We start from the raw sequence: 15,497 nt of genomic DNA, 5'->3' as shown, positions 1-15,497 counted from the left end.
CGACCATCCATGCCGGGTTGCCCACTGCGCAGAACCTCCACTCGGCCTCTCGAGGGGGCGGTGCATCAAGATCAAAAGCTGCAGGCGAGCTAACGCTCGGCCTGTTGAGTGGTGAGGAGCGTGCGTACACCGCCTCCCCCCTGTAGGAGCTGTCGAGTGAAACGAGGCTGCGATCTTTTGATCTTGCTGTGGCTGTGGCTGTGGCTTTTGATTTTGATCTGTTGCCCCTTTCCCAGAGGCCGAACGCAGGCGTTGCGCAGGGGGCACCGCGGCAAGGATGCCGCGGTAGCCGCCCCCGGCCATGGATGGCCGATGGCACCGAATGGCGGGGCAAAAGCCTTTGGTTACTTGGGGCTTTTCCAAGTGACTCGCTGTAAAAGCGAAACCAATAGCCGCCATCACCGCAGAAACGGATATGTACCCCACCAATCCCAATCCCAATCCCAAAACTTTCCCAGGTAAACAGCATTCCCTTCCTCGTCTGCTTGTAAGAACCGCTTTACAGCGGCACTCTCTAACGAAGAAGCACACCCGGATTTTCGCTGGAGAACTGCTGATGACCGATATTGATGCACGCTTGCGCGAGGATGTTCACCTGTTGGGTGAGCTGTTGGGCAACACCATTCGTCAACAGTACGGGGACGGCTTTCTCGACAAGATCGAGCAGATCCGCAAAGGCGCCAAAGCCGACCGTCGCGGCTCGATGGACGCTGAACTGAGCGCCAGCCTCAACCAATTGAGCGAAGAAGAGTTGCTGCCCGTGGCGCGGGCGTTCAACCAGTTTCTCAACCTGGCCAATATCGCCGAGCAATATCAGCTGATTCACCGTCGCGAAGAGTCGCAGCCTGCACCGTTCGAAGCGCGAGTACTGCCGGAATTGCTGGCTCGCCTGGGTGCCGAAGGACACAGCGCCGAATCCCTGGCCCGGCAACTCGGGCGACTGGAAATCGATCTGGTGTTGACCGCGCACCCGACCGAAGTGGCGCGCCGTACGCTGATCCAGAAGTACGACGCCATTGCCGCGCAGCTGGCCGCTCAGGACCATCGCGACCTGACCACTGCCGAGCGCGAGCAGATCCACGCGAAGTTGCAGCGCCTGATCGCCGAAGCCTGGCACACCGAAGAAATCCGCCGCACCCGCCCGACGCCCGTTGATGAAGCTAAATGGGGGTTCGCGGTGATCGAGCATTCGCTGTGGCAGGCGATCCCCAACTATTTGCGCAAGGCCGATAAAGCGCTGCATGACGCCACCGGCCTGCATTTGCCGCTGGAAGCTGCACCGATTCGCTTTGCTTCGTGGATGGGCGGCGACCGGGACGGCAACCCGAACGTGACGGCCGCCGTCACCCGTGAAGTCTTGCTGCTGGCGCGTTGGATGGCCGCCGATTTGTACCTGCGTGATGTCGATCACCTGGCGGCCGAGCTGTCGATGCAGCAGGCCAGCGACGATTTGAAGGCCAAGGCCGGGGACAGTGCCGAACCGTACCGCGCGGTCCTTAAACAGTTGCGTGAGCGTCTGCGCGCCACGCGCAACTGGGCTCACGCCTCGTTGACGACGGCCACGCCAGCAACGGCCGATGTGTTGCAAAACAACCGCGAGCTGCTCGATCCGCTGGAGCTGTGCTACCACTCGCTGCACGAGTGCGGCATGGGCGTGATCGCCGATGGGCCGCTGCTCGATTGCCTGCGCCGGGCGGTGACGTTCGGGCTGTTCCTGGTGCGGCTCGATGTGCGACAGGACTCGACACGACATACCGCGGCCATGACCGAAGTCACTGACTACCTCGGCCTCGGTCGTTACGAAGACTGGAGCGAGGAGGAGCGCATCACTTTCTTGATGCGCGAACTGAACAACCGTCGGCCGCTGCTGCCGGCGTACTTCAAGCCGTCGGCCGACACCGCCGAGGTACTGGCGACCTGCCGGGAAATCGCCGCGGCACCGGGCGCATCGCTCGGTTCTTATGTGATCTCCATGGCCGGCGCTGCTTCCGACGTGCTGGCCGTGCAACTGCTGCTCAAAGAAGCTGGCGTGTTGCGGCCGATGCGCGTGGTGCCGTTGTTCGAAACCCTCGCCGACCTCGACAACGCCGGCCCGGTGATCGAAAAGCTGTTGCTGTTGCCGGGTTATCGCGCGCGCCTGCAAGGGCCGCAGGAAGTGATGATCGGCTACTCCGACTCGGCCAAGGACGCCGGCACGACGGCGGCGGCCTGGGCGCAGTATCGGGCGCAGGAGCGCTTGGTCGATATTTGCCGCGAGCAGCAAGTAGAGCTGTTGTTATTCCACGGTCGTGGCGGCACCGTGGGTCGCGGTGGCGGTCCGGCGCACGCGGCGATTCTGTCGCAGCCGCCGGGTTCAGTGGCGGGGCGTTTCCGTACCACCGAGCAGGGGGAAATGATTCGTTTCAAATTCGGTCTGCCGGACATCGCCGAGCAGAATCTCAATCTGTACCTGGCGGCGGTATTGGAAGCGACCTTGCTGCCGCCGCCTCCACCGGAGCCTGCCTGGCGCCATTTGATGGACGAATTGGCCGCTGACGGTGTCAGCGCTTATCGCGCCGTGGTGCGGGAAAATCCGCAGTTCGTTGAGTATTTCCGCCAGTCCACCCCGGAACAGGAACTGGGACGCTTGCCACTGGGCAGTCGCCCGGCCAAGCGCCGCGCCGGCGGGATTGAAAGCCTGCGGGCGATCCCGTGGATCTTCGGCTGGACCCAGACGCGTCTGATGCTACCGGCCTGGCTTGGCTGGGAAGCGGCGTTGAGCAAGGCACTGGAGCGCGGCGAAGGCGAGCTGCTGGGGCAGATGCGCGAGCAGTGGCCGTTCTTCCGCACGCGCATCGATATGCTGGAAATGGTGTTGGCCAAGGCAGATGCCGATATCGCCCGGTCCTACGATGAGCGCTTGGTCGAGCCGGATCTGCTCCCTTTAGGTGCGCATTTACGCGACCTATTGTCGCAGGCCTGCTCGGTGGTCCTTGGGTTGACGGGGCAGTCGCAGCTACTGGCACATAGCCCAGCCACGCTTGAATTCATCCGCTTGCGCAACACCTACCTCGACCCTCTTCATCTATTGCAGGCTGAGTTGTTGGCGCGTTCGCGACAACAGGAAGTGGCACAGGGCAGCCCGGTAGAACAGGCGCTGCTGGTGTCTGTGGCGGGGATTGCCGCCGGTTTGCGTAATACCGGCTAAGGTTTTCGTCGTGGGACAAGGCACTCGGCGCCAGCGTCGAGTTGCCTGTGGGCGAGGGGTTGAAAAGTGCTGCCAGGCGACAGTTAGTGATGGGGTTGCGACTAGGGTTACCCCGACGAAAGGCCACATCAGGCGCGGGTTTCTCCGACTTTCGGCGGCTTGTGTGGTCCGGGCCTGCTGTGTATCTTGATCAGCCTTTGACCGTTTGGGCGGTCACGACCCTTATTTTGAGATTGGCCCCACGAGGCGAATCTGACGTTATCTATATAAAAAATTGAGGAGCACATCGATGCGCGTCATTCTGCTGGGAGCTCCCGGGGCCGGTAAAGGTACTCAGGCTAAGTTCATCACCGAAAAATTCGGTATCCCGCAAATCTCCACCGGCGACATGCTGCGTGCCGCGGTCAAGGCTGGCACCGAGCTGGGCCTGATCGCCAAGAGCGTCATGGACAGCGGTGGTCTGGTTTCCGATGACCTGATCATCAACCTGGTCAAGGAACGCATCAGCCAGGCTGATTGCGAGAACGGTTTTTTGTTCGACGGTTTCCCGCGCACCATTCCTCAGGCTGAAGCCCTGGTGAAAGCCGGCGTGGAGCTGGATCACGTGGTCGAAATCGCCGTTGACGACGAAGAGATCGTTCAACGTATCGCCGGTCGTCGTGTTCACGAAGCCAGCGGCCGCGTGTACCACACCGTCTACAACCCGCCGAAAATCGCCGGTAAAGACGACATCACCGGTGAAGCACTGGTGCAGCGCAAGGACGACACTGAAGAAACCGTGCGTCATCGCCTGTCGGTCTACCATTCCCAGACCAAGCCACTGGTAGCGTTCTACCAGAACCTGGCCGCTGATCAGGGCAAGCCGAAGTACAGTCACATTGCGGGCGTCGGCTCGGTTGAAGCGATCACCGGTAAGGTGCTTGAAGCACTGAACTGAAAACCGCTTCATCTTCTACGGCCCGCTTGCGGGCCGTAGTTGTTTATACTGGCGCACTTTTTCTGAACTCTCTTACGGAAACATCGATGAGCACCTTGCTGGCCCTGGACACCGCGACTGAAGCTTGCTCCGTTGCCTTGCTGCATGACGGCAAGGTTACGAGCCATTACGAGGTGATCCCGCGCCTGCATGCGCAGAAGTTGCTGCCGATGATTCAGCAATTGCTGGCCGACGCTGGCACCACCCTGCAAGCGGTCGATGCCATCGCTTTCGGACGTGGTCCGGGTGCGTTCACGGGTGTGCGGATCGCCATCGGTGTGGTGCAGGGGCTGGCGTTTGCGCTGGATCGCCCAGTGTTGCCGGTGTCGAACCTGGCCGTGTTGGCGCAGCGGGCGTATCGCGAACACGGCGTGAGCCAGGTCGCGGCCGCCATCGATGCGCGGATGGATGAAGTGTATTGGGGTTGCTACCGCGAAACGGCGGGGGAGATGCGGCTGGTCGGCAATGAAGCGGTGTTGCCGCCGGAAGTGGCAGCGTTGCCAACGGATGCCAGCGGTGAGTGGTTTGGCGCCGGCACTGGCTGGGGTTATGCCGAGCGTATCGCCGTGAGCCTGACCGGGCAGGATGCGAGCATGCTGCCTCACGCTGAAGACCTGCTGACCTTGGCGCGTTTTGCCTGGGCGCGTGGTGAAGCGATCGTGGCTGATGAGGCGCAGCCGGTTTATTTGCGAGACAAGGTTGCAACACCGAAAGCACGGTAATCCGCGTTGCTTTTGTGGCGAGGGAGCAAGCTCCCTCGCCACAATAAGTATTCCAGTTCAAGCCAATCGTCGTTTTATACCCCTAGCTTTAAACCTTTTCCATTTTCTGTGTTCTAGTTATCACTCGGCGGTTTGCGAAGTGGGTTAGGTGCCACTAAACTGCCATTACTGATACCGGACATGTACTCATGCGTATAGACGGCGTTTCCTCCCAGTCCTACCCCATCAAGCGCAAGCCTCGCAAAGGCACTGTGGCGGATGACGACTACGTCGATATCGACGGCGAACTGGAAATTCCTTCCGAAGAGCAATTGGCCGCCCGTGCCGCCAAAGCTTCGGCGCAACGCCTGAGCAATCTCCCGGCTCGTCAACAAGACATGATCTACCACCGCGCCATGAGCAAAAGCGTCGCCACGGCAATCGCCAGCTACCTGAGCACCGCCGGTTTTGTCGATTGGGATTCGGATGTGCTAGGCCTCGACCTGTACATCTGATGTTGCTGCCTTACTACCTCGGCTGCCCGTCCTGGAGTGAAAATGCCTGGCGCGACTACCTGTATCCGCAAGACGCAAAACCCGCCGAATTTCTGAATCTCTATTCCCAGGTTTTCAACGCCGTGGAAGGCAATACGACCTTCTACGCGAGCCCGGCTGCGACCACTGTGCAGCGTTGGGCCGAGACCATGCCCGAACACTTTCGCTTCACTGCCAAGTTCCCAGGTGACATCAGCCACAGCGGTGACCTGCGCGAACAATTGACCGCTGCCGACACCTTCCTGCAATTGCTCAGCCCCCTCGGTGAACGGGTTTCACCGCTGTGGCTGCAACTGTCCAAAAGCTTTACACCTCAGCGACTGTCAGAGCTTGCCGGTTTTATCGACGCTGTGGACCGGCCTTTGGCGGTTGAAGTACGGCATGACGAATTCTTCGCCAAGGGCGATGCCGAGAGAAGGCTCAATCGTCTGCTGCTGGATCGAGGGGTCGAGCGTATCTGCCTCGATCCCCGAGCGTTGTTCAGCTGCACATCGACCGATGCCTCGGTACTTCACGCCCAATCGAAAAAGCCCAGAGTGCAGACCCGTCCGGCAGCCTTCACGCAATGTCCGCAGGTACGCTTCATTGGCCATCCGCAGCTTGAGGCCAACGACCCGTTCCTGGTGCCGTGGGTCGAGAAAATCGCCGTGTGGATCGAAGAGGGCCGCACGCCTTATATCTTCCTGCACACCGCCGACAATCTGCTGGCCGCCAAACTGGCGCAACGTTTTCACGCACAACTGATGCTGCGTTTGCCTGGCCTGCCGCCGCTGCCTGAGCTATACAGAGAGCCCGCTGCCGAGCAACTTGGCCTGCTCTGAAGCGGATTCCTTGCCCTTTTCAGGAGCCTGCCAATGGATGCGCAAACCCTTCGAGCCCAAGCGTTCAAAGCACTGCACGAACGCGAGGGTGCTTTTGTCATTCCCAACCCGTGGGACGCTGGCTCGGCGAAAATGCTCGCTAGCCTTGGTTTCGAAGCGCTGGCGACCACCAGTGCCGGTTACGCCTTTTCCAATGCACGCCCCGATGGCGGGCTGACGCTGGACGACACTCTGGCAAACGTTCGGGCGATTGTCGCGGCAACTGATCTGCCAGTAGCGGTCGATTTGGAAAACGGCTTCGCTGACGACCCCACAGAATGTGCACAAAGTATCTTGCGGGCCGCGGCGGCCGGAGCTGTCGGCGGCTCGATCGAAGATGCCACCGGCCGTGAAGACGCGCCGATTTACTGCTTCGAACATGCCGTGGCGCGCATCGAGGCTGCTGTGGCAGCAGCTCGCAGCTTGCCGTTTCCCTTTATGTTGACCGCGCGAGCGGAGAATTTTTTGCATGGCAACCCTGATCTCGCCGATACCATTCGCCGCTTGCAGGCCTTCGCCGAGGCGGGTGCCGACGTACTTTATGCGCCGGGTCTGCGCAGCGCTGAAGATGTGTTAGCGGTGGTCCGTGCCGTGGCGCCGAAACCGGTCAATGTGTTGATGTCTGGCGGACTGAAATTGACGGTCGAGCAGTTGAGCGAAATGGGCGTCAAACGTATCAGCGTCGGTTCGGCGCTGGCCCTGGCAGCGTATGGCGAGTTTTTCCGCGCTGCCGAAGAGATCAAGACATCGGGCACGTTCGGGTTCACATCGCGATCCATGCCGTACGCCCAGGCCAATCAATTGTTCAAAGGCTGACGATGCGGTTTCGCTGGTGGCTGCTGTTGATGCTGTTGATCGTGGGTGCGGCGGCCGTGAGCGTCGGGCGCGGCTGGATCTCACTGCCGCCGCAGTGGAATCCTTGGGCGCCACTGGACGTGAAGGCCGCACCCAATTTTCTGACCCGCTACAAACTGATGCGCCTACGCGATGATCCGCAATTGTGCGATCAAGCCCTGAGCAGCTCCGGGTTGCACGTGACCCGTCAGGCCAACAGCCCCGACGCGACGTGTCCGTTGATCAACACCTTGCGTGTGCAAGGCGGAGAGGTGGCGCTGAGCAGCAGTTTCCTCGCCAGTTGCCGCCTGGCGGTGTCGTTTGCCCTGTTCGAACACCACGCCCTGCAACCCGCCGCACAAGCGGTCTACGGTCAAGCGGTAACGCGTGTCGACCATCTCGGCAGCTTTGCCTGCCGCAACGTCTACAACCGCGAAAACGGCAGACGCAGCCAGCATGCCAGCGCCAATGCGCTGGATATCGCCGGTTTTCGCTTGGCCGATGGCCGATCCATCAACGTGCTCAAGGATTGGCCGAAGGATAATCAGGACGCACGGTTTTTACGTCAGGTCCGCGATGGCGCTTGCGACATGTTCAGTGTGGTATTGAGCCCGGATTACAACGCCGCCCATCGCAATCACTTTCATGTGGATGTCGGGCCGTGGTGGGTGTGTCGCTGAGGGCCTGTTATTGAAGGTCAGGCGGCGATGCGCAGGTTCTGCAGGACGATCCGGCGAGCCCAGCCGTTGTCGAAATCGAGTTGCTTCTGTTGTTCCACCAGCGCTTCGGGCGAGAACGGCGGGAATGGCTTGTCCAGCAGATCGAGTTCGAATTCGGCGATTGGCAGGTGCAGCGGACGCGGTTGCGGTGCGGTGCCAGGCGTTGGCAGCGGTTGACCGGCCGTGAGCACGATCGGGCGGACCCAACCGCTTTCGAAGTCCTGTTGCTTCTGTTGATCGACGATTTCTTGTGCCGGGAACGGTGGGAAAGGTTTGTCGGCCAGGTCCATGTCGAACTCGGCAATCGGCAGGAACAGTGGCTCGGGAGGGCGGACCTCGGTTTCTTTCACATCGCATTCGCGCTGGGAAATGATGTGAGCCAGCAGTTCGCTGCCAACGGTGGGTTCGACCGGGCTGTCGAGATCGACCGGTGGAAAGTTGAGAGAAGCCGGAACGACATCGCCCGACTGATCGGCCAGGGCCTGGGCAAAGAAATCTTGCCACAGGTGACTGACGCCGCTCAGTGCTTGGGAGTTCCGTAGGCCAAAATCGCCGTGGGGCGAGATGTAGCCTATCGATGTGCGTTGAATGTCTGACATTTCTCTCGGTCGACGCTCAGGTCTGGCAAAATGCTCGATAGTTTTGTTATCGGCCGTTTTTGCCGATCATTAATTTTTTGAGCGTGTTTTCCCATGATTGAGCAACCTGCGGCCTGCCGCATCCATGTCGAGGCCCTGGCCGAGACTTATCAGCCACAGGCCGAACAATGGGCCGAGCGCCTGGGTTTGCCGATGCAGGTGGATGATGGTGAGTTTGCCTTGCAGGTCGGCGACATGGGTTTGCAGCTGCAGCAACTGGGCCCGGACGCGCCGGGGCCGGTGCGGGTGGACTTCGTCGAGGGGGGCGCGGCCCATCGCCGTTTGTACGGCGGCGGTAGCGGTCAAATGATCGCCAAGGCTGTCGGGGTTGCCCAAGGCGTGCGTCCGCGGGTGCTGGATGCCACGGCGGGGCTGGGCAAAGATGCGTTCGTGCTGGCGAGCCTGGGCTGCGAGATGAGCCTGATCGAGCGTCAGCCGCTGATTGGCGCTTTGCTTGAAGATGGCCTGGCGCGCGGCGCGGAAGACTTTGACGTGGCGCCGATCGTGGCGCGGATGCGCTTGCTCAAGGGCAATTCGATCGAGGTGATGCGCAATTGGGAAGGCGAGCCGCCGCAGGTGATCTACCTCGACCCGATGTTTCCCCATCGTGAGAAAACTGCCTTGGTGAAGAAGGAAATGCGCCTGTTCCGGCCGCTGGTCGGCGATGATCCGGATGCGCCGGCGTTGCTTGAAGCTGCGTTGGCGTTGGCCAGCCACCGGGTGGTGGTCAAGCGGCCGCGCAAGGCGCCGTGCATTGAAGGGCCGAAGCCGAGCCATGCGCTGGATGGTAAATCCAGTCGGTATGACATTTATCCGAAGAAGGCGCTGAAGCCTTAAGACTGTTTGCTGATCATTCCCACACTCTGCGTGGGAATGATCATCGTTAAGGCCGATAAGCCCGCATAAACAACCCCACCACTTCCCGAATATGGCTCTCCGCCGCATCCCCGGTCAACGGCTCGCCGCAGCCATACAGCAGCCTGAAATTCCCCGCACCCTTGAGCAGGCAGAAGAAATGCTCGGCCGCATTGCGCGGTTTGTCGATGCTCAAGGCGCCGCTCTGATCAACCTTGACCAGCAACCGCTCCATGCCATGCAGCATGCGCTCAGGCCCGGCCTCGAAGAAGATCAGCGAGAGTTTCGGGTCTTGGCTGCCCAGCGTCATCATCAGCCGATGCAGGTTGACCGATTCGTCGCTGTTGATCAGCTGATGAAAACCACGCGCGATGTTCAGCAGCACCGTTTCAACGGCAATGCCGTCCGGCAACTCAAAAAACAGTGTCGGCAACTGCTCTTCGCACTTGGCCATCACGGCGGCAGAGAACAGCGTCTCCTTGTCGTTGAAATGGCTGTAGACGGTCAGCTTCGACACACCGGCCTCGGCCGCCACGGCGTCCATGCTGGTACTCGCATAACCCTTGCTCAGAAACAGAATTTTCGCCGCATCGAGGATCGCTCGGCGCTTGGCCAAATCCTTGGGACGGCCTGGGCCGTTGGGTGCTGAAAGATTATTCGACATTCTTCGCTTTTAATACTGGACTGGTGAGTTTGCTATTAATAACATACTGCCCAGTATAATTATTCCAAGCACCATTAGCGAAAGGTCCTTCACCATGTTCCGCTATGCCTTGCCCCTCGCGTTGCCAGTCAGTCTGGCGTTTTTATTGTCTGCGTGTGGTCACGAAGAGGCGCCTCAAGTCACCGTTCGCCCGGCCATGGTCGTGCAGCCAGAGCCTTCGGCTCAGGCGATGGAAAGTTTTCCCGGTGAAGTCCGCGCTCGCTTTGAGCCGGACCTGGCGTTTCGCATTGGCGGCAAAGTCAGTCGACGACTGGTCGAAGAGGGACAGCGGGTCAAGGCCGACCAACCGTTGGCGGAGCTCGATCCTCAGGATGTACGCCTGCAACTGGAAGCCACCCGCGCCCAGGTCGCCGCTGCCGAGGCCAATCTGAGCCTGGTGCGCGCCGAACGTGATCGCTACAAGACCTTGATGGACCGTCAGATGGTCAGCCGTTCGCAGTACGACAATTCTGAAAACCTTTACCGATCCGGTGAAGCACGTCTCAAGCAAATCAAAGCCGAATTCAACGTCTCGACCAATCAGGCCAGTTACGCCGTGCTGCGTGCGCCTCAGGATGGCGTGGTGGCCAAACGTGCGGTCGAAGTCGGGCAAGTCGTGGCGGCCGGGCAAACGGTGTTTACCCTCGCCACCGATGGCGAGCGCGAAGTGTCGATCAGCCTGCCGGAACAAAGTTTCGGCCGTTTCAAGGTGGGTCAGCCAGTCTCGGTAGAACTCTGGACCCAACCCGACCAACGTTTCGCCGGGCGCATCCGTGAGCTGTCGCCTGCTGCTGATCCAAAGTCGCGCACCTTTGCCGCCCGCATCGCTTTCACCACCGGCAAGGTCCCCGCAGAGCTCGGTCAGAGCGCCCGAGTGTTTATCCAGACCGCCGACGTGGTGTCGCTGTCGGTACCACTGTCGGCCGTCACCGCGGAAAACGGTGCCACCTACGTTTGGGTGCTTGGCGCCAACAATACCTTGAAAAAAGCCCCGGTCCGGGTCGGTGCCTTTGGCGAGAAAACCGTGCCGGTGCTCGAAGGCCTGAACGCCAGCGATTGGGTGGTGGCGGCTGGTGTTCATGTGCTTCATGACGGGCAGCAAGTGCGCCCGGTGGATCGCTCCAACCGCGTGGTCAATCTGGCGGACAAGGAGTAATCCCCGATGGGTTTCAATCTTTCCGAATGGGCGCTGCGTAATCGCCAGATCGTACTGTTCCTGATGCTCTTGCTGGCAGTTGTCGGCGCACTGTCCTACACCAAACTCGGCCAAAGTGAAGACCCGCCGTTCACCTTCAAGGCCATGGTGATTCGTACCATTTGGCCGGGGGCCACGGCGCAGGAAGTGTCGCGTCAGGTCACTGAGCGCATTGAAAAGAAACTGATGGAAACCGGCGAGTACGAGCGCATCGTTTCGTTCTCCCGTCCGGGTGAATCCCAAGTGACTTTCGTCGCCCGTGATTCCATGCACTCCGTGGAAATCCCGGCCCTCTGGTACCAGGTTCGCAAGAAGATCAGCGATATCCGTCATACCCTGCCGCCGGGCATCCAGGGGCCATTTTTCAACGATGAGTTCGGCACCACCTTCGGCAATATCTACGCGCTGACCGGCGACGGTTTTGATTACGCGGTGCTCAAGGACTATGCCGACCGCGTCCAGATTCAGCTGCAACGGGTCAAGGATGTCGGCAAGGTCGATCTGCTCGGGTTACAGGACGAGAAGATCTGGATCGAACTCTCCAACGTCAAACTCGCCACCCTCGGCCTACCTTTGTCAGCGGTGCAGCAGGCCCTTGAAGAGCAGAATGCGATGTCCACCGCCGGGTTTTTCGAGACCACCAGCGAGCGCTTGCAGCTACGCGTCTCGGGGAATTTTCAGACAGTCGAAGAGATCAAGAGCTTCCCGATTCGCGTAGGAGATCGCACCTTCCGCATCTCCGATGTGGCGGATGTGCGTCGCGGTTTTAATGATCCGCCGGCGCCGCGTATGCGCTTCATGGCCGAAGACGCCATCGGTCTGGCCGTGGCCATGAAGGACGGTGGCGACATTCTGGTGCTGGGCAAGGCGCTGGAAATCGAGTTCGACCGGATCCAGAAAAATCTCCCTGCCGGTATGCAGCTGCGCAAGGTCTCCGACCAGCCAGCCGCAGTGAAAAGTAGTGTTGGTGAATTTGTTCAGGTGCTGGTGGAAGCGCTGGCAATCGTCCTGCTGGTGAGCTTTTTCTCCCTCGGTGTGCGCACCGGCATGGTGGTAGCGCTGGCGATTCCTTTGGTATTGGCGATGACGTTCGCCTGCATGTATTACTTGGGAATCGGCCTGCACAAGATTTCCCTCGGGGCGTTGGTGCTGGCGCTGGGTTTGTTGGTGGACGACGCGATCATCGCCGTGGAAATGATGGCGATCAAAATGGAGCAGGGCTTCGACCGGATCAAGGCGGCCAGTTACGCCTGGACCAGCACCGCATTCCCCATGCTCACCGGTACGCTGATCACCGCTGCCGGCTTCCTGCCGATTGCCACTGCGCAATCGGGTACCGGCGAATACACCCGTTCGATCTTCCAGGTGGTGACCATCGCGCTGCTGGCCTCGTGGGTGGCCGCCGTGGTGTTTGTGCCGTATCTGGGGGAGAAGCTCCTGCCGGATCTGGCGAAAATTCATGCAGCCAAACACGGCACCGGCGACGGCCAGCCCGACCCTTATGACACGCCGTTCTATCAGCGCGTCAGACGCCTGGTGGAGTGGTGCGTGCAGCGGCGCAAGACGGTCATTGTCCTGACGGTCGTGTTGTTTATCGGTTCTGTCGTCCTGTTTCGCTTTGTGCCACAGCAGTTTTTCCCGGCATCGGGTCGTCTGGAATTGATGGTCGATCTGAAACTGGCCGAGGGTGCATCGCTAAGCAACACCAGCGATGAGGTCAAACGCCTCGAAGCACTGCTGAAGGATCACGCCGGTATCGATAACTATGTCGCTTACGTTGGCACCGGTTCGCCGCGTTTTTACCTACCGCTGGATCAACAACTTCCTGCGGCGAGCTTCGCGCAGTTTGTAGTCCTGGCCAAGACCATCGAGGAGCGCGAAACCCTGCGCACCTGGCTGATCGAAACCCTCAACGAACAATTCCCGGCCCTGCGTTCGCGGGTTACGCGTCTGGAGAACGGGCCGCCGGTTGGCTATCCGGTGCAGTTCCGGGTCACCGGTGAGCACATCGAGGAGGTCCGCACGCTGGCTCGTAAAGTCGCGGCCAAGGTTCGCGAGAACCCGCACGTGGCCAACGTCCATCTGGACTGGGAGGAACCGAGCAAAGTTGTTTATCTGAACGTTGATCAGGACCGTGCCCGGGCGCTTGGCGTGAGCACTGCGAACCTGTCGAAGTTCCTGCAAAGCTCACTGACCGGCTCCAGCGTCAGCCAGTACCGTGAAGACAACGAATTGATCGAGATTCTGTTGCGCGGCACGTTGCATGAGCGCACTGAGCTGTCGTTGCTGCCGAGTCTGGCCGTACCGACTGACAACGGCCGCAGCGTAGCGCTGTCGCAGATCGCGACGCTGGAATACGGTTTCGAAGAAGGCATCATCTGGCACCGCAGCCGCTTGCCTAACGTGACGGTGCGCGCCGACATTTACGGCAAGGAACAACCGGCGACGCTGGTGCAGCAGATCATGCCGACTCTCGATCCTGTTCGTGCCGAGCTACCGGACGGGTATCTGCTGGAGGTCGGTGGCACGGTGGAGGACTCGGCTCGCGGGCAGAATTCGGTGAAGGCTGGTGTGCCGCTTTTCATCGTGGTGGTGCTGACGTTACTGATGCTGCAACTGCGCAGTTTCTCACGCACGGTGATGGTGTTTCTTACAGCGCCGCTGGGCTTGATTGGTGTGACGCTGTTCTTGATAGTGTTCCGTCAGCCTTTTGGTTTTGTGGCGATGCTTGGGACCATCGCGCTGTCCGGGATGATCATGCGTAACTCGGTGATTCTGGTGGACCAGATCGAGCAGGACATCGCCGCCGGGCTCAAACCGTGGCAAGCGATTATCGAAGCTACGGTGCGGCGTTTCCGGCCGATTGTGTTGACTGCGCTCGCGGCGGTGCTGGCGATGATTCCGCTGTCGCGCAGCGTGTTCTTCGGGCCGATGGCGGTGGCGATCATGGGTGGGCTGATTGTGGCGACGGCGTTGACGTTGCTGTTTTTGCCGGCGCTGTATGCGGCTTGGTTCAGGGTCAAGAAAGAGGCCGTTTGATCTTTTGATCTTGGCGGCCTTCGGGCCGACCAAGCTCTTGTTGTTGGTGTACATATCCGTTGCTGCGGTAATGGCCACTAATGGTTTCGCCCTTACGGCGACTCCCTTTGGCAAACGCCGGAGTGCCGGCCCAGCCCAAAGGAAGCAAAGGTCTCGCCCCAAGCGTCCGGCCCCTCGCTAAGGCTCGGCGTTCCTTCGTTCCGGTATTCATCTGGGGGCATCGCCTCCGGTCGGCTTCGCTTCGACCTCCTCTCGATGTGTTCGACTGCGTCGAACGGCGCTGCGCGCCTCCCCCCAGATGAACACCTCCACTCAGCCTCCCGAAGGGGCGGGTGGATCAAGGTCAAGAGCTGCAGGCGAGCTAACGCTCGGCCTGTTGAGTGGTTTGGGGCGATTCAACAGATGATTTCGTTGGCAGCGTTGTTGGTATATCGCGTCCTGGAACACCTTGATCCGCAGCAATAACGCAAACGAAAAAACCCGCTGAACCTATAAAGGTCAGCGGGCTTTTTGTGAGTTTCAGTCACTCAATAATTACAACGTGCCAAACACCTTCTTCGCCAGACTGGTCGCTGCCGCTGCAGGATTCTGGCGAATGGTTTCTTCCTGTTTACCAATCATCTCGAACAAACCGTTCAGCGCCTGCTCGGTCACGTAGCTTTCGATGTTGGCGTTCTTCGCATCCAACATACCCAGCGTCGCGGCTTGCCCTGCGAACGAGTTGTACTGTTTGGCCAGGCCTACCTGATCGGTGGCTTGCTTGACGATCGGCAGGAATTTCACGCGGATCTGTTCGCGGCTGGTTTTGCTCAGGTACTGAGTGGCGGAGTCTTTGCCGCCGCTGAGAATGCCCTTGGCATCCTCCACGCTCATCTTCTTCACCGCATCCACCAGGATCGGCTGGGCCTGGGTCACGGCGGTTTCCGCCGCTTTGTTCATGCTGGTTTCCAGCTGATCGACCTGAGCGCCCATGCCGAAGGCTTTCATCTTGCTGGCGACCTTGCCAAGCTTGCCCGGCAATTCGATCTTCACGTCCGGGTTGTTACTGAAGCCGCCCGGCGTGCCGAGTTGTTTCACGGCCAGTTGCGCACCTTGAGTCAGGGCATCCTTGAGGCCGCCGGTGGCGTCTTGTTGCGACAGGTCGTTGAGCGACAGCGCTAGGGCACTCGCGGAGATCATCAAGCCTGCGCACAGGCTGGCGAAGCAAAGGGTAGGGCGGAGCATGGCTGCTTCCTT

13 protein-coding genes are annotated in these 15,497 nt (G+C 60.0%); 10 read left to right on the top strand and 3 right to left on the bottom strand.

What is annotated here, in order from left to right:
* Positions 1 to 556: 556 nt before the first annotated feature.
* From ppc to ACYZTU_RS23190, 7 genes are all read left to right on the top strand, one after another.
* Positions 557 to 3,187, top strand: coding sequence for a phosphoenolpyruvate carboxylase (gene ppc / locus ACYZTU_RS23220; protein ID WP_461965826.1), 2,631 nt, complete (start codon positions 557 to 559; stop codon positions 3,185 to 3,187).
* Between the two features lie 289 nt (positions 3,188 to 3,476).
* Positions 3,477 to 4,124 (top strand): adenylate kinase, encoded by a 648-nt coding sequence (gene adk, locus ACYZTU_RS23215; RefSeq protein WP_461965824.1) that lies wholly within the window; start codon positions 3,477 to 3,479, stop codon positions 4,122 to 4,124.
* 86 nt (positions 4,125 to 4,210) lie between these two features.
* Positions 4,211 to 4,885, top strand: a complete 675-nt coding sequence (gene tsaB, locus ACYZTU_RS23210; protein ID WP_461965822.1) for a tRNA (adenosine(37)-N6)-threonylcarbamoyltransferase complex dimerization subunit type 1 TsaB — start codon at positions 4,211 to 4,213, stop codon at positions 4,883 to 4,885.
* A 188-nt stretch (positions 4,886 to 5,073) separates the two neighbouring features.
* Entirely contained in the window at positions 5,074 to 5,379 is a 306-nt protein-coding gene (locus tag ACYZTU_RS23205) for a hypothetical protein (RefSeq protein ID WP_461965820.1), read from the top strand.
* Positions 5,379 to 6,239, top strand: a complete 861-nt coding sequence (locus ACYZTU_RS23200; RefSeq protein WP_461965818.1) for a DUF72 domain-containing protein — start codon at positions 5,379 to 5,381, stop codon at positions 6,237 to 6,239. Before ACYZTU_RS23205 ends, ACYZTU_RS23200 begins: the two co-directional genes overlap by 1 nt.
* 33 nt (positions 6,240 to 6,272) lie before the next feature.
* The gene (locus ACYZTU_RS23195) at positions 6,273 to 7,094 is read left to right on the top strand and encodes an isocitrate lyase/PEP mutase family protein (protein ID WP_461965816.1); all 822 of its coding nucleotides are present in this window, start codon (positions 6,273 to 6,275) and stop codon (positions 7,092 to 7,094) included.
* Positions 7,095 to 7,096: 2 nt separating this feature from the next.
* A complete protein-coding gene (locus ACYZTU_RS23190) occupies positions 7,097 to 7,792 on the top strand; it encodes an extensin-like domain-containing protein (protein ID WP_461965814.1) in 696 nt (231 codons plus the stop codon).
* Between the two features lie 17 nt (positions 7,793 to 7,809).
* Here ACYZTU_RS23190 and ACYZTU_RS23185 read toward each other — a convergent pair whose 3' ends face one another.
* Positions 7,810 to 8,430: an energy transducer TonB gene (locus ACYZTU_RS23185; RefSeq protein ID WP_461965813.1), complete on the bottom strand. Its 621-nt coding sequence runs from the start codon at positions 8,428 to 8,430 to the stop codon at positions 7,810 to 7,812.
* A 93-nt stretch (positions 8,431 to 8,523) separates the two neighbouring features.
* Here ACYZTU_RS23185 and ACYZTU_RS23180 point away from each other — a divergent pair, with 93 nt between their 5' ends.
* Positions 8,524 to 9,306, top strand: coding sequence for a class I SAM-dependent methyltransferase (locus tag ACYZTU_RS23180; RefSeq protein ID WP_461965811.1), 783 nt, complete (start codon positions 8,524 to 8,526; stop codon positions 9,304 to 9,306).
* A gap of 46 nt (positions 9,307 to 9,352) precedes the next feature.
* Here the strand turns inward: ACYZTU_RS23180 and ACYZTU_RS23175 are convergent, their stop codons facing one another.
* Positions 9,353 to 9,988, bottom strand: coding sequence for a TetR/AcrR family transcriptional regulator (locus tag ACYZTU_RS23175; protein WP_461965809.1), 636 nt, complete (start codon positions 9,986 to 9,988; stop codon positions 9,353 to 9,355).
* Positions 9,989 to 10,082: 94 nt separating this feature from the next.
* Here ACYZTU_RS23175 and ACYZTU_RS23170 point away from each other — a divergent pair, with 94 nt between their 5' ends.
* A complete protein-coding gene (locus tag ACYZTU_RS23170) occupies positions 10,083 to 11,183 on the top strand; it encodes an efflux RND transporter periplasmic adaptor subunit (RefSeq protein ID WP_449644897.1) in 1,101 nt (366 codons plus the stop codon).
* Positions 11,184 to 11,189: 6 nt separating this feature from the next.
* A complete protein-coding gene (locus ACYZTU_RS23165) occupies positions 11,190 to 14,261 on the top strand; it encodes an efflux RND transporter permease subunit (RefSeq protein WP_461965808.1) in 3,072 nt (1,023 codons plus the stop codon).
* 534 nt (positions 14,262 to 14,795) lie between these two features.
* Here ACYZTU_RS23165 and ACYZTU_RS23160 read toward each other — a convergent pair.
* Positions 14,796 to 15,485, bottom strand: coding sequence for a DUF4197 domain-containing protein (locus ACYZTU_RS23160; protein WP_461965806.1), 690 nt, complete (start codon positions 15,483 to 15,485; stop codon positions 14,796 to 14,798).
* Positions 15,486 to 15,497 lie beyond the last annotated feature (12 nt).

This window comes from Pseudomonas sp. HLT2-19-2 (assembly GCF_054898005.1).
Note: the sequence above shows the minus strand (reverse complement) of the source record. Positions and strands in the feature narration are given on the sequence as shown.

What these genes read in the sequence shown, in the direction of transcription:
- ppc (WP_461965826.1), top strand. Translation starts at nt 557, where the DNA reads ATGACCGATATTGATGCACGCTTGCGCGAGGATGTTCACCTGTTGGGT.
- adk (WP_461965824.1), top strand. Translation starts at nt 3,477, where the DNA reads ATGCGCGTCATTCTGCTGGGAGCTCCCGGGGCCGGTAAAGGTACTCAG.
- tsaB (WP_461965822.1), top strand. Translation starts at nt 4,211, where the DNA reads ATGAGCACCTTGCTGGCCCTGGACACCGCGACTGAAGCTTGCTCCGTT.
- ACYZTU_RS23205 (WP_461965820.1), top strand. Translation starts at nt 5,074, where the DNA reads ATGCGTATAGACGGCGTTTCCTCCCAGTCCTACCCCATCAAGCGCAAG.
- ACYZTU_RS23200 (WP_461965818.1), top strand. Translation starts at nt 5,379, where the DNA reads ATGTTGCTGCCTTACTACCTCGGCTGCCCGTCCTGGAGTGAAAATGCC.
- ACYZTU_RS23195 (WP_461965816.1), top strand. Translation starts at nt 6,273, where the DNA reads ATGGATGCGCAAACCCTTCGAGCCCAAGCGTTCAAAGCACTGCACGAA.
- ACYZTU_RS23190 (WP_461965814.1), top strand. Translation starts at nt 7,097, where the DNA reads ATGCGGTTTCGCTGGTGGCTGCTGTTGATGCTGTTGATCGTGGGTGCG.
- ACYZTU_RS23185 (WP_461965813.1), bottom strand. Translation starts at nt 8,430, where the DNA reads ATGTCAGACATTCAACGCACATCGATAGGCTACATCTCGCCCCACGGC.
- ACYZTU_RS23180 (WP_461965811.1), top strand. Translation starts at nt 8,524, where the DNA reads ATGATTGAGCAACCTGCGGCCTGCCGCATCCATGTCGAGGCCCTGGCC.
- ACYZTU_RS23175 (WP_461965809.1), bottom strand. Translation starts at nt 9,988, where the DNA reads ATGTCGAATAATCTTTCAGCACCCAACGGCCCAGGCCGTCCCAAGGAT.
- ACYZTU_RS23170 (WP_449644897.1), top strand. Translation starts at nt 10,083, where the DNA reads ATGTTCCGCTATGCCTTGCCCCTCGCGTTGCCAGTCAGTCTGGCGTTT.
- ACYZTU_RS23165 (WP_461965808.1), top strand. Translation starts at nt 11,190, where the DNA reads ATGGGTTTCAATCTTTCCGAATGGGCGCTGCGTAATCGCCAGATCGTA.
- ACYZTU_RS23160 (WP_461965806.1), bottom strand. Translation starts at nt 15,485, where the DNA reads ATGCTCCGCCCTACCCTTTGCTTCGCCAGCCTGTGCGCAGGCTTGATG.